This is a genomic window from Chloroflexus sp. MS-CIW-1, from assembly GCF_030444705.1.
GTDB lineage: Bacteria > Chloroflexota > Chloroflexia > Chloroflexales > Chloroflexaceae > Chloroflexus.
The window spans coordinates 444,338-466,670 of sequence record NZ_JAUBWR010000003.1; the positions used below are offsets into that span (position 1 = coordinate 444,338).

The following is a 22,333-nucleotide window of genomic DNA, read 5'->3' on the forward strand; positions in this document are numbered from 1 at the left end:
ATTTCCATTCGGATGGTGGTCTGTGGCCGAGCCACACTGCATTGCCCTGCACAACGTGGGCAGGAGGTCCTCACTCCCAGGCGACCACCTTGCAGAACTGATCCCCATCGTCCGCCCGTTGAGTGCGTCTGGAACCCACTCTTCCCTCGTACTCCTCATCTACCTTCTATATTTCAACTTCATATTTCCACCACCATCGCCGCTTGCCCATCGCTTTGATCGCGTCGCAGCACCCGACGCAACTCGGCAACCAGAAGGTGCAGACGCTCATCATCACGTAACTCGGCCTGTCTTGGACGCGGCAAATTGATAGTGACCTCGGCCAAGACCCGTGCCGGACGCCGACTCAAGACAATCACGCGATCGGCGAGCAATACTGCCTCAGCCAGATTATGCGTCACCATCAGCACAGCCGGTTTCGGTTCAATCGTAGAAAGCAAATCCAACAGCTCACCTTGCAACTGCTCACGGGTCAATTCATCGAGAGCGCTGAAGGGTTCATCGAGCAGCAACACCGGTGGCGCCAGGGCTAGTGCCCGGGCCAACGCGACTCGTTGTTGCATGCCACCCGACAATTGGCGCGGCAACCGCTCGGCCGCATCACTCAGCCCCACTCGCGCCAACAATTCGGCCACCCGTCTGTCACGGTCAGCCGGTGTCCATCCGGCCAACTCAAGCGGTAACGCAATATTCGCCGCCGTATCACGCCATTCCAGCAATGCAGCCGATTGAAACGCGATCCCAAAGCGACGCTCACGTCGAGCCTTGAGCGGCGACAGGCCTAACAGCTTTACTTCGCCCGTATCCGCCTGCTCAAGCCCCGAGACAATGCGCAACAGCGTGCTCTTGCCACAGCCACTCGGACCGACTAAGGCCACAACTTCGCCAACCGCGACCGAAACATCGATCCCTGCTAGTACCTGCACTTCACCGGTACGAGTGTGATAGCGTTTGGTAACACTCTGTACTCTGATCGCAGGCTGTGCCGATGCTTCAGCCGACAGATTGTCAACAGGTTTGTCAACTGTTAAGAACATACCAATGACGTGTCTAACAATCACCGTTGCTCTGGCAGTAGCGTATAATCAGGGAAATTGCCGTACAATCTTTCCCCTGGCGCACCTACGGTCACTGCCTCGACCAGATACTTCCCGCCAACAAAACACCCCTTCCACGAGGCGCCCATACCACCAAAAACCTCTTCACGATCACCACGTGAACGCATTCGGTTGATTCCAACCTTGAAGGCCCGCAACTCGCCGGCAATCATCTGCCCCAATTTTGGATCATCAGTCGCAATCGACGAGACTAGATTACCGTTCGAGACGTTCATCTCGCTAATCAGTTCTTCAATGCTATCAACAATCACGATTGTATCAATGGGGCCAAACGGTTCGTTATGATGCAACCGGCAGTTCCGTGGTACATTCAACAGTGCAATCGGTGCCATATACGCTGAAATATCCTGATCGGGTAAAAACAGGTCAGGATTTAGTTCACCCTCGTACAGACAGATAGCACCAGCCCCTATCGCTTCACTGTAAAGCACGCGCAGTTCTTCAACTTTCTTGGCATTGATCAGTGGGCCAAAGTCAAGCCGTGGCAGCGGATCACCCGCTCGATCGACCAATACTGGGTTTCCGATCTGGAGACTCTTCAATACCGGCAGGTACATATCAAGGAATTTAGGAAAGAGGCGGCGCTGCACAACGTAACGGATGTAAGCCGTACAGCGTTGTTTCCCGTAAGCAAACCCTTTCTTAATCTGCTGCGCCAGATTTGCCCAATCGGAGAAATCCCATATTCCGTAACAGTTGACCCCCTCCATCTCGAGCATGTAGCGCTTATTGCGGTCGTACAGTGAAGCTGCAATGTCACGACCATTCGTTCTCCCGCCGACAAATGCCAGACAAGCCACATCGGCATTCCGCACCAGTGCATCACTCAGTGCACCACCTGAGCCGCTCACCAACGAAACGGGTAAACCGGCCCGACGGGCAATGGCAAAGCCTAGCGTAAGCGAAAACAGGCCACCGTCTGATGGGGTTTTGGCAATCACCGCATTACCGGCCAGCGTCTGTACCAGCACAGCGTGCATAAGCACCGAGTACGGGTAATTCCACGAAGCGATATTGGAGATCAAACCCAGTGGCCGGCGTCCATTCATCATCCACTCGATCTGGTCGAGATACCATTCGACCCCATCAAGACAACGATCAACATCATCACACGCCAGATGATACGGCTTGCCAATTTCCCACATCAGCAGGTACACGATCAAATCACGGTACTGTCGCAACCCATCTATCGCTTCACGCACTCGCCGTCGTCGCTCATCAAGATCGGTTTTCGCCCATTGTTCATGCTCACGAGCAGCAAAACGAACCGCCCGTTTTGCAGTATCCAGATCAATCATCGGCATCCGACCTAATTCACTACCATCAATAGCGGTACTGTAATGTTTCCCATGGCCGGGCCAACCCCAGGTTCCCTCAATCAAATTGAGGACGTGTCCTTCAGCGTTAAAGGCTTCAGGAACTGCTGCCCGTAACTGCGCCATCAGATGCGACCATTCACACTCCGGTGCGATGATTTTGCTCATACTACTTCCTCTTCAGAAACTGTGATATTTGACACAATCACAGTATATCACGCTAGAGACAAGCGTTATACCTATTCCAGGGAAGGTGTATCGGCAATCGAGATAAGTGTGTGAGGGTCTTCAGGTGTTCATCCTCTGGTACGATGAAAGCACCATTTCTCTGCGCACGAACGGATACATTACGAGCGCGGAACGTCATTCAGACGCTCAAAACGTCTTCCGACCTGCACAGTCGTCCGAGAGTGCGGGCCGCTGGAATGTGCTCTACCGTGGCAGAGGTATCAACCCACCCCTACCAATGCTTTCCCTCTTCCCAATTTATTCAGAGAGAGAAAGCATCTTGCCCCTCCTTCGTGACCAACCACTATGCTACACTATACACCAACAATGTCCGGGCCAGAGGTGTAACAAACTATGGATCATCGCACCGACCTACTCATACGACCACTGCGACGCAACCAGGGATTTTCGCAGCCAAATACATACACTATCGAATTACAGTATGGCGACGGTCGCCGTCTTGTCGCAAGTGAAGATGTACAATTTAATTTGCTTCTCCCCGAATCGAGTGATCCCGACAGTATTGCTCGCTTCGGTCAGACCCTCTTCCAACGCCTCTTTCCAGGTCGCTTGCGACATGCCGTGCTCACAGCAAGGCAACTTGCTATCCAAAACCAACAACCGCTCCGCCTTCGATTAGCGCTCGATCCGCTCGATGCTGAGCTTCAGGCTATTCCGTGGGAATTGCTCCACTTCCCGGTAGCAGACAATCAGAGTCGGGCCTTACCGCTCACAACCAGTAATCATATCCTCTTTTCGCGCTATATTGATAGCGAGCAGTTTCCACTGCGTGATCCGCTTGATCACCGTCCCATTCGCATGCTCATAGTGCTGAGCGAACCTTCTGATCTCGAACGCTGGCGTTTATCACCCTTCGACCGCAACGCGACCGAGCAAGATTTTCGACAGCGTTTTCGTCCGTTTATTGATACCGGACAGTTGTCTTGCGATATTCTGCCCCGTGCCGGAGAAGCAGAACTTCGTACTGCGTTAGAACAAGGTTCCCTCCAACAACAGAACGAACGTGGCTACGATATCGTGCTCTATTTGGGTCACGCCCTCTTTGCGCCAGCATACGGTACTCGCCTCTTGCTTGAACATGGTGCGCAACGGCGTGGTCGACTCCTCGATGGCATGGAATTTGCCCGTATTCTGGCCCAATTGCCAGCTTCCCATCAACCAACGATGATCGCACTGATCGCCTGCAACAGTGCTACGGTTGATCTTCAAGCCCCGCTGAGCAATTTAGCTGCCCGTCTCATCGCCGATAGTGGGATCCCGGCAGTACTGGCAATGCAGCGACTAGTGTCAATTGACCTTGCCCGTGATTTTACCCAACACTTGACCGAGATACTGTTGCGCAACGGCCTTATCGATCTGGCGGTTGCCACTGCACGCCGACGCATTTATCGTCCCGATAGTGTCAACTGGAGTACACCCGTTCTTTATACCCGCCTGGCGACCGGACGTCTGTTTCAGCCCAGTGCGTTGCTTAGTTATATTGAATGGTTACTGCAACAAGAAGATTTCAAACGCTGGGCCGGTTATGAGTATATCGACGTTGGCTGTATCACGATTCCGGCCGAACAGTACGCCCAACTGTCCCAACGTCGCCCCGAAAATCCCCCTCCAATCAGCTCAACCCGCGATATGTTGTTAAACCTGGTAACAACCGCTGCCAAAGATGGCAAAGGGCAATGTATCGTTCTGGCCGGCTCCCAACAGTCTGGTCAAACGACCATTTTACGTCGCGTCTGCTACGATTTAGCGCGGCAGGCACTTCTTGACGTTAGAGCACCGGTCGGCGTTTTCGTCTCGCTGAACGGTTACACACAGGTGAGCGGTGAATTACGAATCTACCATCATATTGTTGAACAGGTTCGCCAGCAACACCTCGCGCTTGCCGACCAGCTCGATGCTCTATTTCGCGGAAGAACACAAGGCCCCACCCAACGCCCACGCCTGGTTTTTTTGCTCGACGATCTGGATCAGGTGGTGGAAAGTCAATGGCAAGAATTGCTGCGCGATCTCAACACAGCTCGTCAGCGCCTGCCCGACCAGAGCTTCATCATCGCAGCACCACAGACGTTTACTCCCTTAACGGCTGATCAGAATATTACCATACTGGCTATCCAACCGCTTGATGAACAGAGCATTATCGATTATGTTCGTCAGCGTAATCGCCGCCAGGCTAAGCAAATCATTGAACGCATGCGTGAGTATCGTTTGTACAACCTGGCAAATGATCCACGAATGCTAACCCTTATTTTCGAGCGTCTTTCAACCAATGGTCAGCAAAATATTACTTATCATCACATTATTGAAGAGTTTCTCGCTCAGGAACTACGCAACCTTGACCATTCTTATCAGATGGGGAACGTTGCGCACGAGAGTTTATATCAACTTGCCTGGCATTTACGCTGGCAAATGAGCGAATATCTTTCGCTAAGCGAGGTTTTTACTATTCTCGCTCAGGTGCGTCGTAACCGAGATTACAGTTTAGAAAATCTCTTTCGTCAACTCAGCAATACCCAACTCCTCACCATCATCGGTCAACAGGCGATTTGTTTCACAAATTCAGCAGTCGCTGCCTATTGTGCAGCAAAAGCACTCTATCACAGCCCGGATCGTGCGCAATTGTTGGCTAATATCGTTGCGCTATGTGCAGATGTTGAACGTCAACACTGGTGGGAAGATGTATTGTATGCGCTGGTCAGCTTTCTCGATAAACCCGAAGAATTACTACAGCACATCGCCGACTCACTGCGCGCCGGTAACAATCGGCTGGCAGTTCTGGCTGCACGCTGCCTGGAAGCACTCCCACCATCGAGCATGCAAGCCTTGCCTGAATTTCTCCGTCATGAATTGATCGATACCTGTCTGCTCCAACTCGATGAACGGCAAGAGCCTCAACCCGAACGACGTAAAACTCTGGTGAGTGCACTCGGCAAGCTTGATTATCCACAAGTTCGGCAACAGCTACGACATATATCCGTCAACAAGGTACGTCAGACCAGCAATGGGCCGCGCTACGAATATACGAACATCCGCATCGCAGCCGCTCGCGCTCTGCGTGATCTTTATCTCCCCACTTTTCAGCGTCGAGATGGTGGCAGCACACCTGCCGAAGCGTTTGATCGGACATCAATATCTGTCAGACAGTTACGTGATGATCGCCCCCTGATCGAGCTAATGTCTGCCTGGCTGAAAGCAGAGAGCGGCCGGCGCGAGCTGAGGCATCTGCTGCGCACCTCACCACTGGCCCCCGAACGGGCAATTGCTGCCTTTGCGTTAGCCGATGTAAGCACTACTCCATCACAGCAGCTCTGTGATGCCCGATTCCTTCTGCGTATGATTGTCGCTCCATCTGACACCATCAACACACCCATTAGCGACGATTGGGTTGACACTATGTGGGCGGCGGCTGATGCCCTCACGCTCCTCGACCCAGAATACGTTATCCCATTGATCATCACTCTGATCCGTCGCAAACCCGATATGCCCGCTCCAGCCGCCCAACAGATCGCTTACCTGGCCGGTCGCTTGCGTATCAATCAACCACTGGTGATTGACTGGTTGCTAACGTTGCTCATTATAAATCCCAGCCAAAGTGTAAAGGCGCGTGCATTACAATCGCTGGCCTGGATCGGCGAGAGTGCGGCTTCACGCACGATTGCCATCGTAGGCGGGAGTAGCCTCACGATCAAGCAACTGATCGAAGAAATTGCCCTTTGGCGACAACCACTCCCAACTTTCGCCATTGGCACATTTCAGCATGCTTTCTCCATCAGCGGTAATCAAGCCCTTTATCTCAGGCGTAAAGCGATTGAAGCACTGGCCTGGATTGGCGACAGAAACACCCTACGCGAACTAGACAGCTACTTCAAATACTGGCCACTCGAACTACGTACTCAGTGGTACATAAGTCGCAGCAGTTTACTGAGGAGATAGAAAAGAAGATTTCTTGACAAAAAACCCCGCTCGGCGACCAGTAATCGTCGCCGAGCGGGGGGGAATGAACGGGTGCATGGACCTAGGTTCCCAGCGGTGAGCCGCCAGTAGGATCGGCGCTGCGGTGTTTCACGACCCGGTTCGGGATGGGACGGGGTGGGTCCACCGCGCTCCACACACACCCATTGGGAGAAGAGACCGTCGTCCCTTCACCCCTCACGCGATTGCTTGCTCGTGCACCCTGTTTTCCTGCTGCCGGTCGGTTCGCCGTGACGGAAGGAAGCCCTCGCCCCTGCGCACCGGTCGCCTCTACGGGTCACCCCGCCTCCAGCTCCGGCCGCTTGGCCCGCTCATCTCGCGGGGGGCTTACCAGCCTTGCGCTGTGAGAGCAGTCGTCTTGCGGCGTGTTTCCCACTTAGATGCTTTCAGCGGTTCTCACTCCCGGACATAGCTACGGAGCCTGCAGGACGCCCTACAACTCCTCCACCAGCGGTCCGTCCAGCCCGGTCCTCTCGTACTAGGGCCAGCCCCGCGCACTGCTCTAGGCGCTCAGAGCGGATAGAGACCGAACTGTCTCACGACGTTCTGAACCCAGCTCGCGTGCCGCTTTCATGGGCGAACAGCCCAACCCTTGGGACCTACTCCAGCCCCAGGATGCGACGAGCCGACATCGAGGTGCCACGCTCCGCCGTCGATATGAACTCTTGGGCGGTCTGAGCCTGTTATCCCCGGGGTAGCTTTTATCCGTTAAGCCACAGGCCTTCCACCCGGTCCTGTGGGATCACTACGGCCGACTTTCATCCCTGCTCGGCCGGTCTGCCTCGCAGTCAAGCGCCCTTCTGCCGTTGCACTCCACGGCGGATGACCATCCCGCCTGAGGGCGCCGTTGCGCGCCTCCGTTACCCTTTAGGAGGCGACCGCCCCAGTCAAACTACCCACCAGCCACCGTCCCCGCCTGCAGCGGGTGAGGGCAGCGCAGACCGAAGAGTGGTATTTCACCGTCGGCTCCAGCCAGCCCGCAAGCCAGCCTTCTCCGCCTCCCACCTATCCTCCGCATCGGCCTCCGCTACCCGATGGCAAGCTGTAGTAAAGCTCCACGGGGTCTTTTTGTCCCGCTCTGAGTTGGCCGCATCTTCACGGCCACTGCAATTTCACCGAGCCCCCGGTCGAGACAGTGCCCAGGTCGTTATGCCTTTCGTGCGGGTCGGAACTTACCCGACAAGGAATTTCGCTACCTTAGGACTGTTATAGTTACAGCCGCCGTTTACCGGGGCTTCGGTTTGGAGCTTGCACCCCGCCCCTTAACCTTCCGGCACTGGGCAGGCATCACCCCCTATACGTCGCCTTTCGGCTTGAGCAGGGAGCTGTGGTTCTGGTAACCAGTCGCCCGGGCCTGGACCCTGCGGCTGCCTCGCGCTCCACCCGCCAGGGGTTTCACGCTACGCGCAGCACCCCTTCTTCCGAAGGTACGGGGTCAATTTGCCGAGTTCCTTAACCGGGGGTCACTCGTCCACCTTGGTCTCCTCGACCTGTCTACCGGTGTCGGTTTGCGGTACGGGCGTGGAGGGTCTCCCGAGCCGGCCTTTCTTGGCTGCACAGGCGCCTCGCCATTGGGAGGCGGAGGTCCGCCCCCCTTTCACTCGCCTCTCGGTCACCGCCGCACGGATTTGCGTCGTGCGGCTCCCTACCGGCTTGGACGGCGCTCGTCTCGCCGCGGCGACTACCCCTCAGCGTCCGGCATTGGTCAAGCGACCGCTCCACGGTACAGGACTATCAACCTGTTGTCCATCAGGTCAGGCGTGTGCCGTCCCCTTAGGCCCGACTACCCTGCCGCGGTGCACCCGTGCGGCAGAACCCTTAGACGTTCGGTGGCGATGATTGCGACATCGCTTCTCCGTTACTCATTCCGGCATTCGCACTCGTCGTCACTCCAGCGACGCTTCCGCGCCGCCTTCGCTGCGACGACGACGCTCCCCTACCGTTTGCCGATGGCAAACCCGCAGCTTCGGTGCATCGCTTTGCCCCGTTACAGCGTCGGCGCAGCGCTGCTTGACCAGTGAGCTGTTACGCACTCTTTCAAGGATGGCTGCTTCTAAGCCAACCTCCTGGTTGTCTGAGCGGCGCCACAACCTTTCCCACTCAGCGATGACTTGGGGACCTTAGCTGGCGGTCTGGGTTGTTTCCCTCTCGACGACGGATGTTCGCACCCGCCGTCTCACGCGCGGTGCCCACCCCTGGCATTTGCAGTTTGCCGTCGCTTGGTAAGCGGTGAAGCCCCCGCACAACAACAGGGCTCTACCTCCAGGGGAACCAGAGCCGCGGCTGTACCTCAATACATTTCGGGGAGAACCAGCTATCTCCGTGTTCGATTGGCATTTCACCCCTACCCACAGCTCATCCGAGCCTTTTGCAACAGACACCGGTGCGGCCCTCCACGTCCTGTTAGGGACGCTTCAGCCTGGCCATGGGTAGCTCACACGGTTTCGGGTCTATCCCCGGCGACGGTCGCCCGTTTCAGGCTCGCGTTCACTCCGGCTCCGGCTGGCACTGCCTTAACCACGCCACCGAGGATAACTCGCCGGATCATACTCCAAAAGGCACGCGGTCACCGGTGTTTCCGGCTCCCACGGCGTGGAAGCACACGATTTCAGGGTCTCTTTCACTCCCCTCACCGGGGTACTTTTCACCGTTCCCTCACGGTACTGTGCGCTATCGGTCACTGCGTGTAGGTTGCCTTGGACAGTGGTCTGCCCGGCTTCAGCCCGGGTTCTTCGTGCCCGGACCTACTCAGGAGCGACCCACCCGGCTAAGGCGCTTGCCTACGCGACTCTCACGCTCTGCGGTGCAGGGTTCCACACTGCTTCGGCGCAGCGCGGTCGCCTGGGTGACCGACGAGCAGGTCGGTCAGGGGTCGTCCTCCAACCCCGCGTGCGCAACGGCTGCTCCCTTGGACACGCACGCGGTTTAGGCTGCACCCGGTTCGCTCGCCGCTACTACGGGTGTGGTTTACTCTTCCTCCGGCTACTGAGATGTTTCAGTTGGCCGGGTTCCCGCTCCGCATCAGCGGAGCGCTGCCAGCTGGCAGCGGGTTGCCCCATTCGGAGACCTCCGGATCACAGCCTGCACGCGGCTCCCCGGAGCATATCGGTGCCGTGCCCCGTCCTTCATCGGCACGCAGCGCCATGGCATCCATCGTGTGCTCATCATGTCTTCCTTCCGTCACGGCCAACCGACCGTGACCCGGTCACACGGTGCGGGTGGACGCACACACCGCTGACCGGCAGCAAATAACTCTTTGCAATCACGTGAGTTGTTAAGGTACGACACGCCCGTTGGCGAAAAAAAGCGGTGCAGGCAAAGTGCGCTGCGCCGGAAGCAACGGGCCAGTTGGTTGCGGAGCGTACCCAGTGGGTCGTCCTCCGTGTCATCGCCGGAGCGATTGACGAGGAAGAGTATAGCAAGCCTGGCGGATTTTGTCAAGCGGGGGCGAGAAGACAATATCACGAGCTTGGCAACGTTCGTACCGTGTGCAGGAAAAGGCAGTGCATAGCAGAATGAAGATTGCGAGCGATAGAGCGATTCCCACTTCGTCTACAGCGCATGAGGAGACATATTGCTTCCCGTTCCGACGTGCGCTGCCCGCCCCCGTTTGTCACGCCGATAACGCCCGTCCCTGCCGGTAGGGGTGGGTTCGCAACCTGCCCATAACGATGACTGGCTGGGCACCTACTGGCGGCACGGTACGTGCCCAATGAAAAGTTTTTGACCAGGCTCAAAGCCTGCCCGCTGTCTCCAGCATTAGCATTTCTGCCCGACACGGACTAGCCGACCGCGTACCCAGGGACAATCATCATCGCCGTCAGCGAGTGCCCAACGTTCCTCGGTGTTTCTCCATACAATAGCCAACGAGCGAGCCGCAAAGTTAAACGTGCTTGAAAATGACGTGCTTATCTTCTCCTACGTTCAGGCTGATAAATGAGTCAATGGTTCTTCGGGCCGTCATCAACACGACCCCATCTGTTGTTAAAGCCTCCACAAGACAACGCATATACTGTTCCCCAGATCCATCTATGCCAATCAATGGATCATCAAGCAACGTTAATGCTCTGCGCAACACATACGCAGCAAGCAATTGCACGCGCCGTTTTTGGCCCTGTGACATCTTCTCAATCGGTGTGCGAACAAACGGCGCTAGCTCAAACAGTTCCAAACCTGCTGCTACGTAATCAGCGCTCGGGCGGGTACGATAAAACTCAGCAACGAGATTCACATACTCGATAGGGTTTAAGAATGGCGGCAAGTCAATAATTTCTGGAACATAAAATATAGAACGTTTAACACGAACATCCTTGTAGATACTCTTCCCACATAGCAACACATCACCCCGTAATGGTCGGCAAATCCCGGCGACTGTTTTCATAAGAGTAGATTTGCCTACCCCATTTGGGCCATATAATAGGAGACTTTCCCCTCTTCTCAGGGTCAGTGACACGTTCAGCAGTGGCGATGTATAACCGCATTCAAGATCCTGGACATCAAGCATCTCCATCGCGAACTCCCACGTACCAATGATGAAGATCGACAGGTAAACTTAGCATGTGAACGAGTAACGGAAGTGCCAGAATTGGATCGACAACGTACACCAGCATTCCAAATAGGGGCAAGAGCATCCCAGGTAGCAGAGCTGCGAAAAGAGAACGGATCGGCGATAGATAACCATCAATATGCACTCGCACAAAAAGCGTATGTCGCTCCACTTCAATCGGAACACCATCTGGTAAAAAAAGGATGTGGAGAATTTCATGCAAAACGACACCGGCCGGTACAAGCAAAGCCGCCACTCCCAATCTGCAAAATAGCTCAAACCATATAAAAGATAGGGGCAGCAGAAAAATAAATGGCAGCCATAGAGCTTTGATCGTGAGAACCGTCCAAAAGGTATAAGCGATCCGCTCTCTCATACGCTCCCCTGGCGCGCATCAAAAAGCATATCAATGTCGTAGAAGATAAGCACTAAAGTAATAAAGCAAATAAAAAGAAACCATGGAGAAGACCAAAGAGCTATACTGTGAGTAAGTACTAAATACAACCCCGCTGCGTAACCAAGCCATCTTGAACGTTCATCAGTTCGGAAAACAGTATTAACAAAGACTCCTATTAATAAAATATTAACTAAGATCCATGCCTCAATCTCAGTAAATTGCAAAAGATACAAAATGACACCACAGGGTAAATTGAGAATACACCCTAAAATGAACACCATTATACGGCGAGAAAAAGGTGTCTTCTGAATTGCGCGAAGATCAAACAGAAACATATCTGCCCATCTGACCCCGATCAAATTCACAAACGGCAACAAAATCACTAACGTTGACACACCAAAAAAGGCGGTCAAGAGCAGGGGTTGTGAAAAATCTGGATTGCGGAAATTAATCGCCCCTTCTTCTATGGTTAATCTCATAGAAGATCCAATCCCTGATAGGTATAGATCAAACATTAACAGGATCGCTGCGATAAGAAGAACTCTTCTCGGCGAATAGTAGAGTGCATACCAGTGATAATTTGTGATGCGATTTCCAACAAGAAGGATCGCTTCTATCAAGCAAGGAATACATAGCAACACGAGTGCTACGACATCAACAGCATGAAACACTGCCAAAGAGAGCAAAAAGAGGATGATAATCGATGGAATAGCCCAAATAGAGCGGCTAACCAGGAGAGTAAATACAAGCAGCGCGTTCCCATATAACATTAGTATGGGCGAGAACGGATAAAACGGCCAGAGACTTACCAGAAAAGGCGGCGTTATGACCATCCAACCAACGAGAGCGAGTCGTTCCTTTTCGCCAGGCAAGGTTACATGAAAATCATTCAAAGCAAGAAGTTGTCTTGGTTCAATCATTTTATATAGCACATAAGCAAAGATCCAAAAATAAAAAGTTATCGTTACATTCAATTCACTATTTGAAACGGGTGATCGATGAGGTAACAGAAAAAAGAGTGCGATTGCAAACAGCCATACCAGGAGATAATCTTTTTTGTACAACAGCCCTTTTACGTATAAATGAAGGATTTTCCATGACATAGCTATAACTAGCATCCAACGCAATACTTTATCGATTACTCATGAGCACAGAATAACTCCTTTGACCAGGCTCAGCTAGAGATGATAGTAGACCTTGTGCGTTATCGCCTTGACATCACCTAACCCGTTGAAGAGACATTCCTATACACGCACCATGCAATTCCGGTCTATCTGTAGCAATTGCACATCACCTCGAAAAGCGTAAGCGAAAATCTAGCAGTGATGCCGCAACTTTGCACAGGATTCGGAGTACATACGACCGCACGACAATAACCACAGGCCCCTCCATAGAGCTTGAGAATAGCGAGAGGGATAACAACAATTATTGGCCAGATCGCAAGAAAATAATAACCACGTCGACCTGTTGTGACTGCCAAACGATGCGATAACAATACAAACAGAAGACCAACAATCGTTCCCGGTATCAAGACCAAAGCATTCTTAACAGTATACTTGCCCGCCTCTTCCTGAATCCAGGGGACATCAACACCTTGCATTGCTGCAAAGACGCTTAAAAAGAGAACCATTATGGAACTTAGCACAACAACGATAAGTACATACAGCACAAAGAATATCTTTTGGAAAGATCGCAATGGTAGATCGTGAACATTGCTCTTGGTAAAAAAGCTGTGAATCATAACCTTTCCTCCGAATGCTGCTATGCTATCCCCTGTGTCATCGCCAGAGCGATTGGCGAAAGTGAGTGTAGCAAGCCCGGCAGATTTCATTAGACGGGCTGACAAAATTATTCACGAGGTGGATTTTCGACCACGGCATGGGTAGGTTATCAGATGTTAGTGAGGATATTTGCTCTGCATGGTACACTGTTTATGAAAATATCAACTCCCTATCAATCATAAGCAGAAAGGGCAATGATCTCTTGCTGACTGAACGAATGACAACACAGGTCGAACAATGGACGGCACTCAACGACCGGCGGGTCATCTTTCTTGCCTGTTACCAACGTATGACCGATCATATGCTCGCTGGCGTCGCAGGTGGTGAGTTTCACGACCCCGATTGGGTCGCGCAGTTGATCAATGATTTTGCCGACTACTACTTTGCAGCTCTTCAATCCTGGGATCAAGGCGCAAGTGCACCTCTAGTCTGGCAGTACACATTTGCCTGTGCTGCAAATCAGAATATGTCGGTGGTACAACATCTGCTGCTAGGAGTGAACGCTCATATTAATTGTCACCTGGTATTGGTATTAGACGACTTATTGCGACCAGAGTGGCCCGAACTTTCGCCAACGCAACGGGATCGGCGTCATCATGATTACCTAACCGTCAATCGGGTTATCCAGCGAACTATTGACCGGGTGCAAGATGAAGTGATCGGCCCCTACTCTAAAATGCTACAGCTCGTCGATGTTGCCTGTGGCCCGCTCGACGAGTGGTGTACTGCACGTTTGATCCGAAACTGGCGTGATGACGTTTGGCAACAAGCTATGACGCTTATAAGATTGTCCGACAATGAAGAACGCAAGATCATGCGCCAGCGTGTCGATCAGCGAGCATTGGATCGTGCGCACTTACTGAGTGGTAATGTACGAGCAATGAGGAGCTTTGGGTATCCTTTACGCTGGTTGAAACGCCTGCGTTTGCTTTAACGAAATCGTGTTCCACGTCAAATGGTAACGAATATATCGCGAGGAACTATGTCTGTCGAAACACCACTTCCACTCTGGCGGGTATGGCTTTGGCCCGCAGTTGTCGGTATCGCCATTGCAGTCGCCAATATTCTCGTCTTCATCCTTCTGCCCCCCGATCTGGTTGAACGTCTAGGCGCCCTCGGTTACGTGGGCGCCTTTCTTTCTGCCGGTATCGCCAATGCCTCGATTGTGGTACCGGTACCGTACTATCCGTTACTGATCCGACTAGGTCAGGCCTTTAACCCATACGGTGTTGCCCTGGCAGCGGCTGCTGGATCGGTTTTGGGTGAACTGGTCGCATTCTACGCCGGACGCAGCGGTCGGAAAGCGATGGAACGCACATCGTTCTACGAATGGGTACATCGCCAGATGCAACACCCCTGGCGAGCACCGCTAGTGCTTTTCATCCTTTCCGCACCACCTAACCCCTTTTTCGACGTTGCCGGTATCATTGCCGGCGCCGTTGGCATACCGGTCTGGGTCTTTGTCATCAGTGTCTTTCTGGCTCGCATTGTGCGTATGGGTCTGGTCGTCGTGTTGGGATATACCCTGTTTGGTGGATGGTGAGCAGTTGGAAACGGGGAATGTTTTCAGTAGCCTAAGAGTACACCAGAAGGGGCGGGCTGCAAACCCACCCCACAAACCTGGCTAACAGCACGAGAGGTTCATACCCTCGCCACCTAACGACGTCATCAGGCTATGCTCATGGAGTCGGCTGTGAAGATTTTTGGGCCTCCGTCGTTGCTACTTCAAGCGGTAAATTCAATGGATTTTCAGCTTGAATTTTGATCTCTTCTGGATCAATGCCAGGCGCCGCACCACCAAACGTCGTGTCGGCATTCAAAACCTTCTGCTGCTTCAGTGCAGCAATCTGCTCTGGAGTCAAAACCCGTGACTCGTCGAAGCCGAGATCGATCTCAAGCTGCGTCCCACGCACATGGACACGGCCGAGATCGTAGAAGCGGCGCGTGACGGTTGTCTTCATAAAGGCGCGTAAGCAGCCGAGCATATACCGCCGCTTGAAGGGGTCTTTAATGAAGGGGTACTCCAGAAAGGCTTTGCGCATGTAGAAGCGGGCATAGTTACGCAATACCCCTTTCAAAACATCTTCGCGATCCATCAGATCGGGCTTCATAATAGGGGTCACGAAATTATACTTCGAGTAGTCACGCACCTCTACCCGATCGCCTAACTCTTCAAACAGCTCGGCAAACGGCCACGGCGTATACATATTCCAGTTGGCCATATCCGGCTTCCAATCGAGCACATAACGATACGTCTCTTCGATGGTCTCGGGCGTTTCGTTTTCCATCCCCATAATGAACTGCGCCTCGGCGACCATCCCGTGCTTCTTGATCAACTCAATTGCCCGCTTGTTTTGTTCAATCGTCGTCTGCTTGCGGAACCGGTCAAGATTCATCTGGGCCGCAGCTTCCGTACCAAGCGAGATGTGCACCAATCCTGCTGCACGCCAGAGCGGTAACAGGGCCTCATCGCGCAGAATATCGGTCACACGGGTATTGATCCCCCAGTAAACTGGAAGCTTACGCCGAACCAGTTCCTCGCAGAGAGCAGTGAATTTCTTCCGGTTAATCGTTGGTTCTTCGTCGGCCAGAATGAAGAAGCCAACCTTGTATTCACGCACCAGAGTCTCAATCTCATCAACAAACTTCTGTGGGCTGCGCGCACGATAGCGACGCCAGAACTTCCACTGCGAGCAGAAACGACAGGTGAAGGGGCATCCACGGGCAAAATTGGGCACCGCAACCCGAACATTTAACGGAACGTAGATATACCGTTTCCAGTCGTAGAGACTCCAATCCGGTGTGAGTTTATCGAGATCGGCAATCGGATCGCGTGCCGGAGTCGCGACAACCTTGCCATCTTCAAGATAGGCAATACCCCTGATATTCATGCGATCACGGCGATCACTCCCATAAGCAATTGCCTGCATCAGTTCAACGATAATCTCTTCCCCTTCTCCCCGCACGATGTAGTCAATCCAGGGCGCCTCGGTTAAGACCTGACCATACATAAAGGTAGGGTGAATGCCGCCGAGGATCAGACGCGCATTCGGCAGCTCTTCGCGGGCAATTTGGAGTGTCTCCTGCGCTTTGTAAATCATCGGCGTAATGGCAGTCGCCATCACCACATCTGGCCGATTGTGCCGAAAAATTTGACGAATCTGATCGTTGGATAAATCCTCGGTCATTGCATCGACAAAGCGCAGATTATCAAAACCTGCTGTACGCAATGCGCCCCCGATGTATGCCACCCAGCTTGGCGGCCAATTCCCGGCAATTTCAGCGCCACCGGCATGATAGTTGGGCTGGATCATCATGATCCGCATGCGTGACCTCTCTTCCTTTTTGACGACCAACTCTGAACTACACTTGCAAGCAAAAAAGAGAACCTTATTTGCTCAAAGAGACGTGAAATTCGCACTGCACAGCACCCATTGCCCGACACGCGACCTCTTCTACCCGTAGTCGATCACAAACGACGCGCCGCAGCAAACCTTCAAACGCTGCCCGATAATAGGCACAGACAGGCTCATGAGCCTGTACACCCCGTGCTTCTACGCTATCGGCCAGTGTTAGACGCCAGACCGGTTGCAACGTATAGCCAAAGCGACCACTACCGGCAAACGTCCAGGCATGACGGGCAATGGCGGGCAAAAACATGCGCAAGGCAAACCCAACCGGTAAGCGAGGTAACAGCAGTCGAATGAAGCCCGGTACGCGATTGGTTGCCACGTAGTTCGCCGTTAGATCACCAGAACGTGCGAGGATCTGCATCGCCGCCGAAATCCCCAACCACCGACGCAGATCGTCGATCAGCGCACCAAATTCGCTTTCGGGCAGCATGTGATCGGGCATGGCCTCAAGCAGATGGGCACGTCCGGTACGACGCAACCACGCAGTAACTGCCTCATCACCGTACTGTTCACGCGCAGCGGCGACCGTCTGGATGATTGAATTCGGACCAATCTGGGGTCCTGCGGAAATCTGCGCGACCTCTTGCATAGTCAGCCCACGCCATTGCTTGAGATGTCAACGTATGCCTTAAATGTAACATTTTTATCTTGAGTTGCCAGTTGTGATTCGTTTACCGGGTGTAAAATATGGGTGAACGAAGCTGTGCAAAGGTCGGGCAAACGCTGGAATGAGGTCGGAAATCTTGCGTCACAATCATTGGTACAACGCGGGATCGTCCGGCAAGGTATGCCAGGAGTGTGAGCAAAAACCCATCGTCATGCGAGGGTGAAACGCCGGTCACCCGCAGACGACTCGATGAGGATAATGATGTAACCGATCCGCTACCGACATTGCCCTCAACGATCACCTACAGAAGGGACACTATCGCTTCGACCGGACAGCAACGCATCGATAGCACGTTCGAATACAATGATCGGACGGCTTGGGTGAAAGAGTACGAGAAACTCGACATTACCGGCTGGACCGGTAATCGGCGAGCGGGTGAGTCCGGCCGGATTAAGACCGTTGGCTGCTCCGAAGGTCAGAATATCCTGTAGCACTTGCGCATGAACAGCCGGATCGCGAACCACGCCGCCCTTCCCGACCTGCTTAGGACCGGCTTCAAATTGTGGTTTGATCAGAGCCACAATCCAGGCCTGCGACGTTATCAGTCGCTGTACCGCAGGCAATACTAACCGCAGCGAGATAAAACTGACATCGATCACCGCACAATCGGCCAACACGTCGCCCGGCAGCGCCGAAAGATAGCGAATATTGGTACGTTCAAGCACAACCACCCGTTGATCGTTACGTAAACGGTGATCAAGGATGCCGTATCCAACATCAACGGCAAAGACCCGGCTGGCGCCGCGTTGGAGTAACACATCCGTAAAGCCACCGGTCGAGGCGCCGACATCTATCGCCGTCAGACCACTGGGATCGAGGGCAAACTGATCGAGTGCGTGGGCCAGTTTGAAGCCACCACGACTGACGTAGGGCAATCCCGCACGCAGTTCAATATGCACATCCCCGTCTACCAACGTACCGGCCTTGGTCTGTACTTGACCATTGACCAGCACGTGCCCTGCCATAATCAAGGCTTGCGCGCGGGCGCGTGTTTCAGCCAATCCACGGGCAACAAGCAACTGATCCAGACGCTGACGTGGCATATTAGTCGTCCCGTTGCAATTCAAGCTCGAGACGAGCAATTTCCTCTTCTAGCTCGGCAATCATCACCCGCAGCCATTCAGGAGGTGGGTTATGCGGATCGTGGAGTTGAGGACGCAGCATTCGCAATTGATTCCGTCGTAACCGCAACTGCTCACGAATTGTTGACTGTCGATCAATCGGCGCTGGCGAAGGGGGAAGCGGCTGACCGGCCAGATACTCGGTGACCAGATCGGTAATCAATTCATCAAGCTCAATGCCGCGCTCGCGAAGCAACCAGTTAAGCTGCTCACGCTGAGCAGCAGTTACGCGAAAACGGGTTGGAATAGTAAAGTATCCGCTCATGATTCGCTATTATAGCGCAAGTTGTTACCGGTGGAAGAAGCGAGATGTTCGCGGAGGGAATAAGGAAGGGGAAGCAAAAGTTACCGTTCCCGCTTCTTTCCTACCTCTGCCATCATTGCTGCTCTGCTATGCCAAAAAAGAACGCCGAATCCCGAAGAAGCAGCAACGAGACTGATCGCCCGTCACAGATACTCCCTCTCGCCTGCCGGATAATGCCAAACCCGGCCCACATTCAGACTCTGCTCAGGTAAGTGGCCGCCATTGACGAAGCTGAGTAAAGAAGCGCATGACCATCTCGGTGTGCAACGGAAACGCTAATTCAACCGGCTCGGTCACCATCACGCGCTCAGCAGCTTCGCTATTCGGCAGAAAAGGTGGCAGGTCTTGACTCCGCAACTGAGGACCAATCCCGAACACAAGCAGGTAGCCATCAGAGGTACTACGGACTGCAAAATCGCTAATCAAGGCCGGATCAACCTCGACACAAGCCTCTTCGTACAACTCACGCGCCGCCGCGTCTTGCCAGCGCTCTCCCATCTCGATAAAACCACCGGGCAGCGCTAGCTGGCCACGTCGGGGGTAAGCGGAGCGCCGTATCAAAAGCAGCCCATCATCAACCGGCTGCAACAACAAAACCACCGGTAAAGGGTTGCGATAGGTCGTACTACCACAGTTGGTACATATACGCGGCCAGGATTGATGTTCGGCAAAAGGATGCCCGCAGAATGAACAGAACGAATGTTGGCGATACATGTCACTTTAGAGTAACAACTGACGATTCTAAATGAGGGTTTTAGTATAACATAAAAACGATGGTAAATGGGAATCGATACATCACGTTACGCTGATGATAGACAGAGAGGCGGGTCAAGAACCCGCCCCATCACACCGTGTATCATCTGGTCAATGTGTCAGGAAGAGTTACGAAGAGCGACCAAAACCACAACCGCTGCCCACACTATCCTACGCCACCGACGAACGTACCCAGGTTTGTTGTGCCGCCACAGCCTCGCTGCCAGCAGTATCTACAGCGAGACAGCGGTCAAACTTAGCCTGCAACGTAGCCTCATCAATACCATCGGGTAAACCGATGAAAACCATCCGTGTTTGCGGCATCTCATCGCCCCATGGTTCGCCAACCGTCACGTGTACACGTACTCCGACAAGCTGAAGCATCGCTTTGCGCTGTGGCACTTCGGCCAGATACACAAACCCCTTACCACGAAAAATGGTCGGTGGAAGGTTGAGAATAACCTGGCGGAACGCACCCAACGTGAATGGCCGATCACTAACGTAACTCCAGGTGGCAAACTCGGCCCCGTGATCGTGGTGATGCTCACCATCATCCTCTGCGTGATCGTGGTGGTGTTCACGGATATGATCAGGTTGCGTATGATGATCAGCAAGGTGCAACGGTACAAGACCGGCAGGACGTTCGATCCCAAGCAGCAGCCCAAGCGGAACATCACCATACGCCGCCGATAGGATTCGGGCCTGGGGAACAATCCGCCGAATCCATTCCTCTACCACACGATGGCGCTCTGCGGGAACCAGATCAATTTTATTGAGCACAACAATGTCTGCCGCACTGATCTGATCGACGATCAGCGATTCGTAAGATGGCTGCTGATCGACGTACTCAGCGTCGACGACAGTAATAATGCCGTCGAGGCGGAACAGCGCACGCAATTCAGGGAGCAGAAAAGTATCGGCAACTGCCCACGGATCGCTCACGCCGCTGGTTTCGATCACCACATATTCGGGCGGCTGGGGACGTTCGAGGAGTTGGAGGGCCGCCCGCAGCAGATCATCGCGAATCGTACAGCATATACAACCATTTGCCAGCGCAATGGTATCACTATCCACATCAACGACAAGCTGCGCATCGATATTGATCGTGCCGAAATCATTGACCAACACCGCCGTGCGCCGACCGAGATCGGCACGCAGAATCCGATTTAAGAGCGTTGTCTTACCGGAACCGAGAAACCCGGTGATAATAGTGATCGGGATAGCCTGAGCATTCATACTCATTTCCCTCCTCAAGAACGCCGACGCGGTCGGCAGCAGACACAGTCAACCCCATGCACAATTCGTGCGACCTGTTCAGGCGTGGCATACACCGGCGATGACGAACGATGAATATGAACCGTACTGACAGTACGCACACATAAACCGTGGCAGATCGGACATTCCACCGGATCATCGGCTTGCCAGGCAGGTCGTCGCTCTTCAAGCTCAATCTCGCATTCTGGACATTCGTAAACGTAAAGTGGCATACGTACTACCCTCTCTTCCTGACCACACGCCCGGACAGGATGTAGTGTACTGTCGTTTGCGCCGATCAATTTCGGGAATGTAGCTTTCCACCACGAAGGACAAACCGCGCAGCGACTAGCTTTTGATACAATATATCACTAATGATCACCCACGTCAATGCGGCAGGCGTTGTTGAGGAGAGATAAGGAAGGCGAGGCGAGTGCGGCATTGTGCGAGAGAACGACCATCGCGTATCTTTCGTTGTTCCTCTTCCTCACCGCTCACGGGAGCGGAAGAGAACCGGACCAGAGGATCAACCGTGCATGTTAGGGAATAGCAGCATGTTGCAGTTACGAGCTGAGCAGTGGCCCTGATCCTCTGCACACCGCTACGGAATCGCTCACTTTTTTTCGTGGCAAAATCATTTTGGTAGTATAATATTACTGCACAGTAAATACACAGGATTTTCACAGTATCAGAGGAACAATCGTATGACTATCTATCAGTTCTCAGCACAACGTATTGACGGATCGACCCAATCGCTGGCCGATTTTCGCGGCCAGGTCTTACTTATCGTGAACGTTGCCAGTATGTGTGGGCTGGCACCGCAATACGCCGGCCTCGAACAACTCTACCGTCGTTACCGAGATCAAGGGTTTTCCGTATTGGGTTTTCCGAGCAACCAATTTATGCAGGAGCCACGCAGCAATGAAGCGATTGCTCAGTTCTGCGAACGAACATACAACGTGACATTTCCGCTGTTCGCTAAGGTTGATGTAAATGGACCAAACGAGCATCCTCTATTCACGTACCTTAAGGCCCAGCTCCCCGGCCTCTTTGGTAGTACTGCAATTAAGTGGAATTTCACGAAGTTTTTGGTTGATCGCAATGGAAAACCGTACCGCCGGTATGCACCGACCGAGCTTCCTTCGCAGATCGAAGAGGACATTGTTGCATTACTACGCCAGCAACCGGTACCGCAGAGTATGGCTGCACAGTAGCTGAGGAGACTTTCGCCTTCGTTCCCACCAAGTTGGGGGTAGATCGTATCAGTGAAGGGGCAGTGCCCTGGCCTCCCTGCCAGAGGTTTTTGACGTTCTCGGCTTGGGATTTACCCGAAACATCTTAGCGCCTGATCGAAAACGCAGATCTCTCATTGGGCGTGTCCCGTACCCGTGCAATCATTGCGTGAGGGGGTCCAACATACTTTTGCGCCGTGTAGGAAAGGGGAA

At 53.4% G+C, this 22,333-nt stretch carries 17 protein-coding genes and 2 rRNA genes; 4 read left to right on the forward strand and 15 right to left on the reverse strand.

Going from position 1 to position 22,333, the window contains the following annotated elements; genetic code table 11:
- Positions 1 to 179 precede the first annotated feature (179 nt).
- Complete coding sequence (locus QTO31_RS18905) at positions 180 to 1,037, reverse strand: ABC transporter ATP-binding protein (RefSeq protein ID WP_411278407.1); 858 nt, start codon at positions 1,035 to 1,037, stop codon at positions 180 to 182.
- Positions 1,038 to 1,057: 20 nt separating this feature from the next.
- Positions 1,058 to 2,602: an aldehyde dehydrogenase family protein gene (locus QTO31_RS18910; RefSeq protein WP_028459235.1), complete on the reverse strand. Its 1,545-nt coding sequence runs from the start codon at positions 2,600 to 2,602 to the stop codon at positions 1,058 to 1,060.
- Positions 2,603 to 3,016: 414 nt separating this feature from the next.
- Here QTO31_RS18910 and QTO31_RS18915 point away from each other — a divergent pair, with 414 nt between their 5' ends.
- Positions 3,017 to 6,613: a CHAT domain-containing protein gene (locus QTO31_RS18915; protein WP_301430700.1), complete on the forward strand. Its 3,597-nt coding sequence runs from the start codon at positions 3,017 to 3,019 to the stop codon at positions 6,611 to 6,613.
- A 69-nt stretch (positions 6,614 to 6,682) separates the two neighbouring features.
- Here QTO31_RS18915 and rrf read toward each other — a convergent pair.
- The 6 genes from rrf to QTO31_RS18945 all read right to left on the reverse strand — a co-directional run bounded on the left by rrf (position 6,683) and on the right by QTO31_RS18945 (position 13,336).
- Positions 6,683 to 6,797 (reverse strand): 5S ribosomal RNA (gene rrf / locus QTO31_RS18920).
- Between the two features lie 90 nt (positions 6,798 to 6,887).
- Positions 6,888 to 9,829 (reverse strand): 23S ribosomal RNA (locus QTO31_RS18925).
- A gap of 706 nt (positions 9,830 to 10,535) precedes the next feature.
- Entirely contained in the window at positions 10,536 to 11,162 is a 627-nt protein-coding gene (locus QTO31_RS18930; protein ID WP_031461430.1) for an ATP-binding cassette domain-containing protein, read from the reverse strand.
- Positions 11,149 to 11,574 carry a hypothetical protein gene (locus tag QTO31_RS18935; RefSeq protein WP_301430701.1) on the reverse strand — a complete coding sequence of 142 codons (426 nt, stop codon included), beginning with the start codon at positions 11,572 to 11,574 and terminating at the stop codon, positions 11,149 to 11,151. Before QTO31_RS18935 ends, QTO31_RS18930 begins: the two co-directional genes overlap by 14 nt.
- The gene (locus tag QTO31_RS18940) at positions 11,571 to 12,698 is read right to left on the reverse strand and encodes a hypothetical protein (protein WP_301430702.1); all 1,128 of its coding nucleotides are present in this window, start codon (positions 12,696 to 12,698) and stop codon (positions 11,571 to 11,573) included. Before QTO31_RS18940 ends, QTO31_RS18935 begins: the two co-directional genes overlap by 4 nt.
- A 167-nt stretch (positions 12,699 to 12,865) precedes the next feature.
- Complete coding sequence (locus tag QTO31_RS18945) at positions 12,866 to 13,336, reverse strand: hypothetical protein (protein ID WP_301430703.1); 471 nt, start codon at positions 13,334 to 13,336, stop codon at positions 12,866 to 12,868.
- Between the two features lie 257 nt (positions 13,337 to 13,593).
- On the opposite strand from QTO31_RS18945, the gene QTO31_RS18950 reads away from it, so the two are divergent.
- Together QTO31_RS18950 and QTO31_RS18955 are read left to right on the forward strand one after the other, a co-directional pair.
- Entirely contained in the window at positions 13,594 to 14,310 is a 717-nt protein-coding gene (locus QTO31_RS18950) for a DUF5995 family protein (protein WP_301430704.1), read from the forward strand.
- Positions 14,311 to 14,358: 48 nt separating this feature from the next.
- Positions 14,359 to 14,919, forward strand: a complete 561-nt coding sequence (locus QTO31_RS18955) for a VTT domain-containing protein (protein WP_301430706.1) — start codon at positions 14,359 to 14,361, stop codon at positions 14,917 to 14,919.
- A gap of 136 nt (positions 14,920 to 15,055) precedes the next feature.
- Here QTO31_RS18955 and bchE read toward each other — a convergent pair whose 3' ends face one another.
- From bchE to QTO31_RS18990, 7 genes are all read right to left on the reverse strand, one after another.
- A complete protein-coding gene (gene bchE / locus QTO31_RS18960) occupies positions 15,056 to 16,702 on the reverse strand; it encodes a magnesium-protoporphyrin IX monomethyl ester anaerobic oxidative cyclase (protein ID WP_028459226.1) in 1,647 nt (548 codons plus the stop codon).
- Positions 16,703 to 16,766: 64 nt separating this feature from the next.
- The gene (bchJ, locus tag QTO31_RS18965; protein WP_031459962.1) at positions 16,767 to 17,378 is read right to left on the reverse strand and encodes a bacteriochlorophyll 4-vinyl reductase; all 612 of its coding nucleotides are present in this window, start codon (positions 17,376 to 17,378) and stop codon (positions 16,767 to 16,769) included.
- Positions 17,379 to 17,686: 308 nt separating this feature from the next.
- A complete protein-coding gene (locus tag QTO31_RS18970) occupies positions 17,687 to 18,499 on the reverse strand; it encodes a TlyA family RNA methyltransferase (protein WP_301430710.1) in 813 nt (270 codons plus the stop codon).
- A 1-nt stretch (position 18,500) separates the two neighbouring features.
- Positions 18,501 to 18,842: a hypothetical protein gene (locus QTO31_RS18975; protein WP_301430711.1), complete on the reverse strand. Its 342-nt coding sequence runs from the start codon at positions 18,840 to 18,842 to the stop codon at positions 18,501 to 18,503.
- A gap of 243 nt (positions 18,843 to 19,085) precedes the next feature.
- Positions 19,086 to 19,595: an NUDIX domain-containing protein gene (locus QTO31_RS18980; protein WP_301430712.1), complete on the reverse strand. Its 510-nt coding sequence runs from the start codon at positions 19,593 to 19,595 to the stop codon at positions 19,086 to 19,088.
- A gap of 210 nt (positions 19,596 to 19,805) precedes the next feature.
- A complete protein-coding gene (locus QTO31_RS18985) occupies positions 19,806 to 20,876 on the reverse strand; it encodes a CobW family GTP-binding protein (protein ID WP_301430713.1) in 1,071 nt (356 codons plus the stop codon).
- 8 nt (positions 20,877 to 20,884) lie between these two features.
- Complete coding sequence (locus tag QTO31_RS18990) at positions 20,885 to 21,121, reverse strand: FmdB family zinc ribbon protein (protein ID WP_301430714.1); 237 nt, start codon at positions 21,119 to 21,121, stop codon at positions 20,885 to 20,887.
- A gap of 471 nt (positions 21,122 to 21,592) precedes the next feature.
- Here QTO31_RS18990 and QTO31_RS18995 point away from each other — a divergent pair, with 471 nt between their 5' ends.
- The gene (locus tag QTO31_RS18995; RefSeq protein WP_031459968.1) at positions 21,593 to 22,102 is read left to right on the forward strand and encodes a glutathione peroxidase; all 510 of its coding nucleotides are present in this window, start codon (positions 21,593 to 21,595) and stop codon (positions 22,100 to 22,102) included.
- Positions 22,103 to 22,333 lie beyond the last annotated feature (231 nt).

What these genes read in the sequence shown, in the direction of transcription:
- QTO31_RS18905 (WP_411278407.1), bottom strand. Translation starts at nt 1,037, where the DNA reads ATGTTCTTAACAGTTGACAAACCTGTTGACAATCTGTCGGCTGAAGCA.
- QTO31_RS18910 (WP_028459235.1), bottom strand. Translation starts at nt 2,602, where the DNA reads ATGAGCAAAATCATCGCACCGGAGTGTGAATGGTCGCATCTGATGGCG.
- QTO31_RS18915 (WP_301430700.1), top strand. Translation starts at nt 3,017, where the DNA reads ATGGATCATCGCACCGACCTACTCATACGACCACTGCGACGCAACCAG.
- QTO31_RS18930 (WP_031461430.1), bottom strand. Translation starts at nt 11,162, where the DNA reads ATGGAGATGCTTGATGTCCAGGATCTTGAATGCGGTTATACATCGCCA.
- QTO31_RS18935 (WP_301430701.1), bottom strand. Translation starts at nt 11,574, where the DNA reads ATGAGAGAGCGGATCGCTTATACCTTTTGGACGGTTCTCACGATCAAA.
- QTO31_RS18940 (WP_301430702.1), bottom strand. Translation starts at nt 12,698, where the DNA reads ATGTCATGGAAAATCCTTCATTTATACGTAAAAGGGCTGTTGTACAAA.
- QTO31_RS18945 (WP_301430703.1), bottom strand. Translation starts at nt 13,336, where the DNA reads ATGATTCACAGCTTTTTTACCAAGAGCAATGTTCACGATCTACCATTG.
- QTO31_RS18950 (WP_301430704.1), top strand. Translation starts at nt 13,594, where the DNA reads ATGACAACACAGGTCGAACAATGGACGGCACTCAACGACCGGCGGGTC.
- QTO31_RS18955 (WP_301430706.1), top strand. Translation starts at nt 14,359, where the DNA reads ATGTCTGTCGAAACACCACTTCCACTCTGGCGGGTATGGCTTTGGCCC.
- bchE (WP_028459226.1), bottom strand. Translation starts at nt 16,702, where the DNA reads ATGCGGATCATGATGATCCAGCCCAACTATCATGCCGGTGGCGCTGAA.
- bchJ (WP_031459962.1), bottom strand. Translation starts at nt 17,378, where the DNA reads ATGCAAGAGGTCGCGCAGATTTCCGCAGGACCCCAGATTGGTCCGAAT.
- QTO31_RS18970 (WP_301430710.1), bottom strand. Translation starts at nt 18,499, where the DNA reads ATGCCACGTCAGCGTCTGGATCAGTTGCTTGTTGCCCGTGGATTGGCT.
- QTO31_RS18975 (WP_301430711.1), bottom strand. Translation starts at nt 18,842, where the DNA reads ATGAGCGGATACTTTACTATTCCAACCCGTTTTCGCGTAACTGCTGCT.
- QTO31_RS18980 (WP_301430712.1), bottom strand. Translation starts at nt 19,595, where the DNA reads ATGTATCGCCAACATTCGTTCTGTTCATTCTGCGGGCATCCTTTTGCC.
- QTO31_RS18985 (WP_301430713.1), bottom strand. Translation starts at nt 20,876, where the DNA reads ATGAGTATGAATGCTCAGGCTATCCCGATCACTATTATCACCGGGTTT.
- QTO31_RS18990 (WP_301430714.1), bottom strand. Translation starts at nt 21,121, where the DNA reads ATGCCACTTTACGTTTACGAATGTCCAGAATGCGAGATTGAGCTTGAA.
- QTO31_RS18995 (WP_031459968.1), top strand. Translation starts at nt 21,593, where the DNA reads ATGACTATCTATCAGTTCTCAGCACAACGTATTGACGGATCGACCCAA.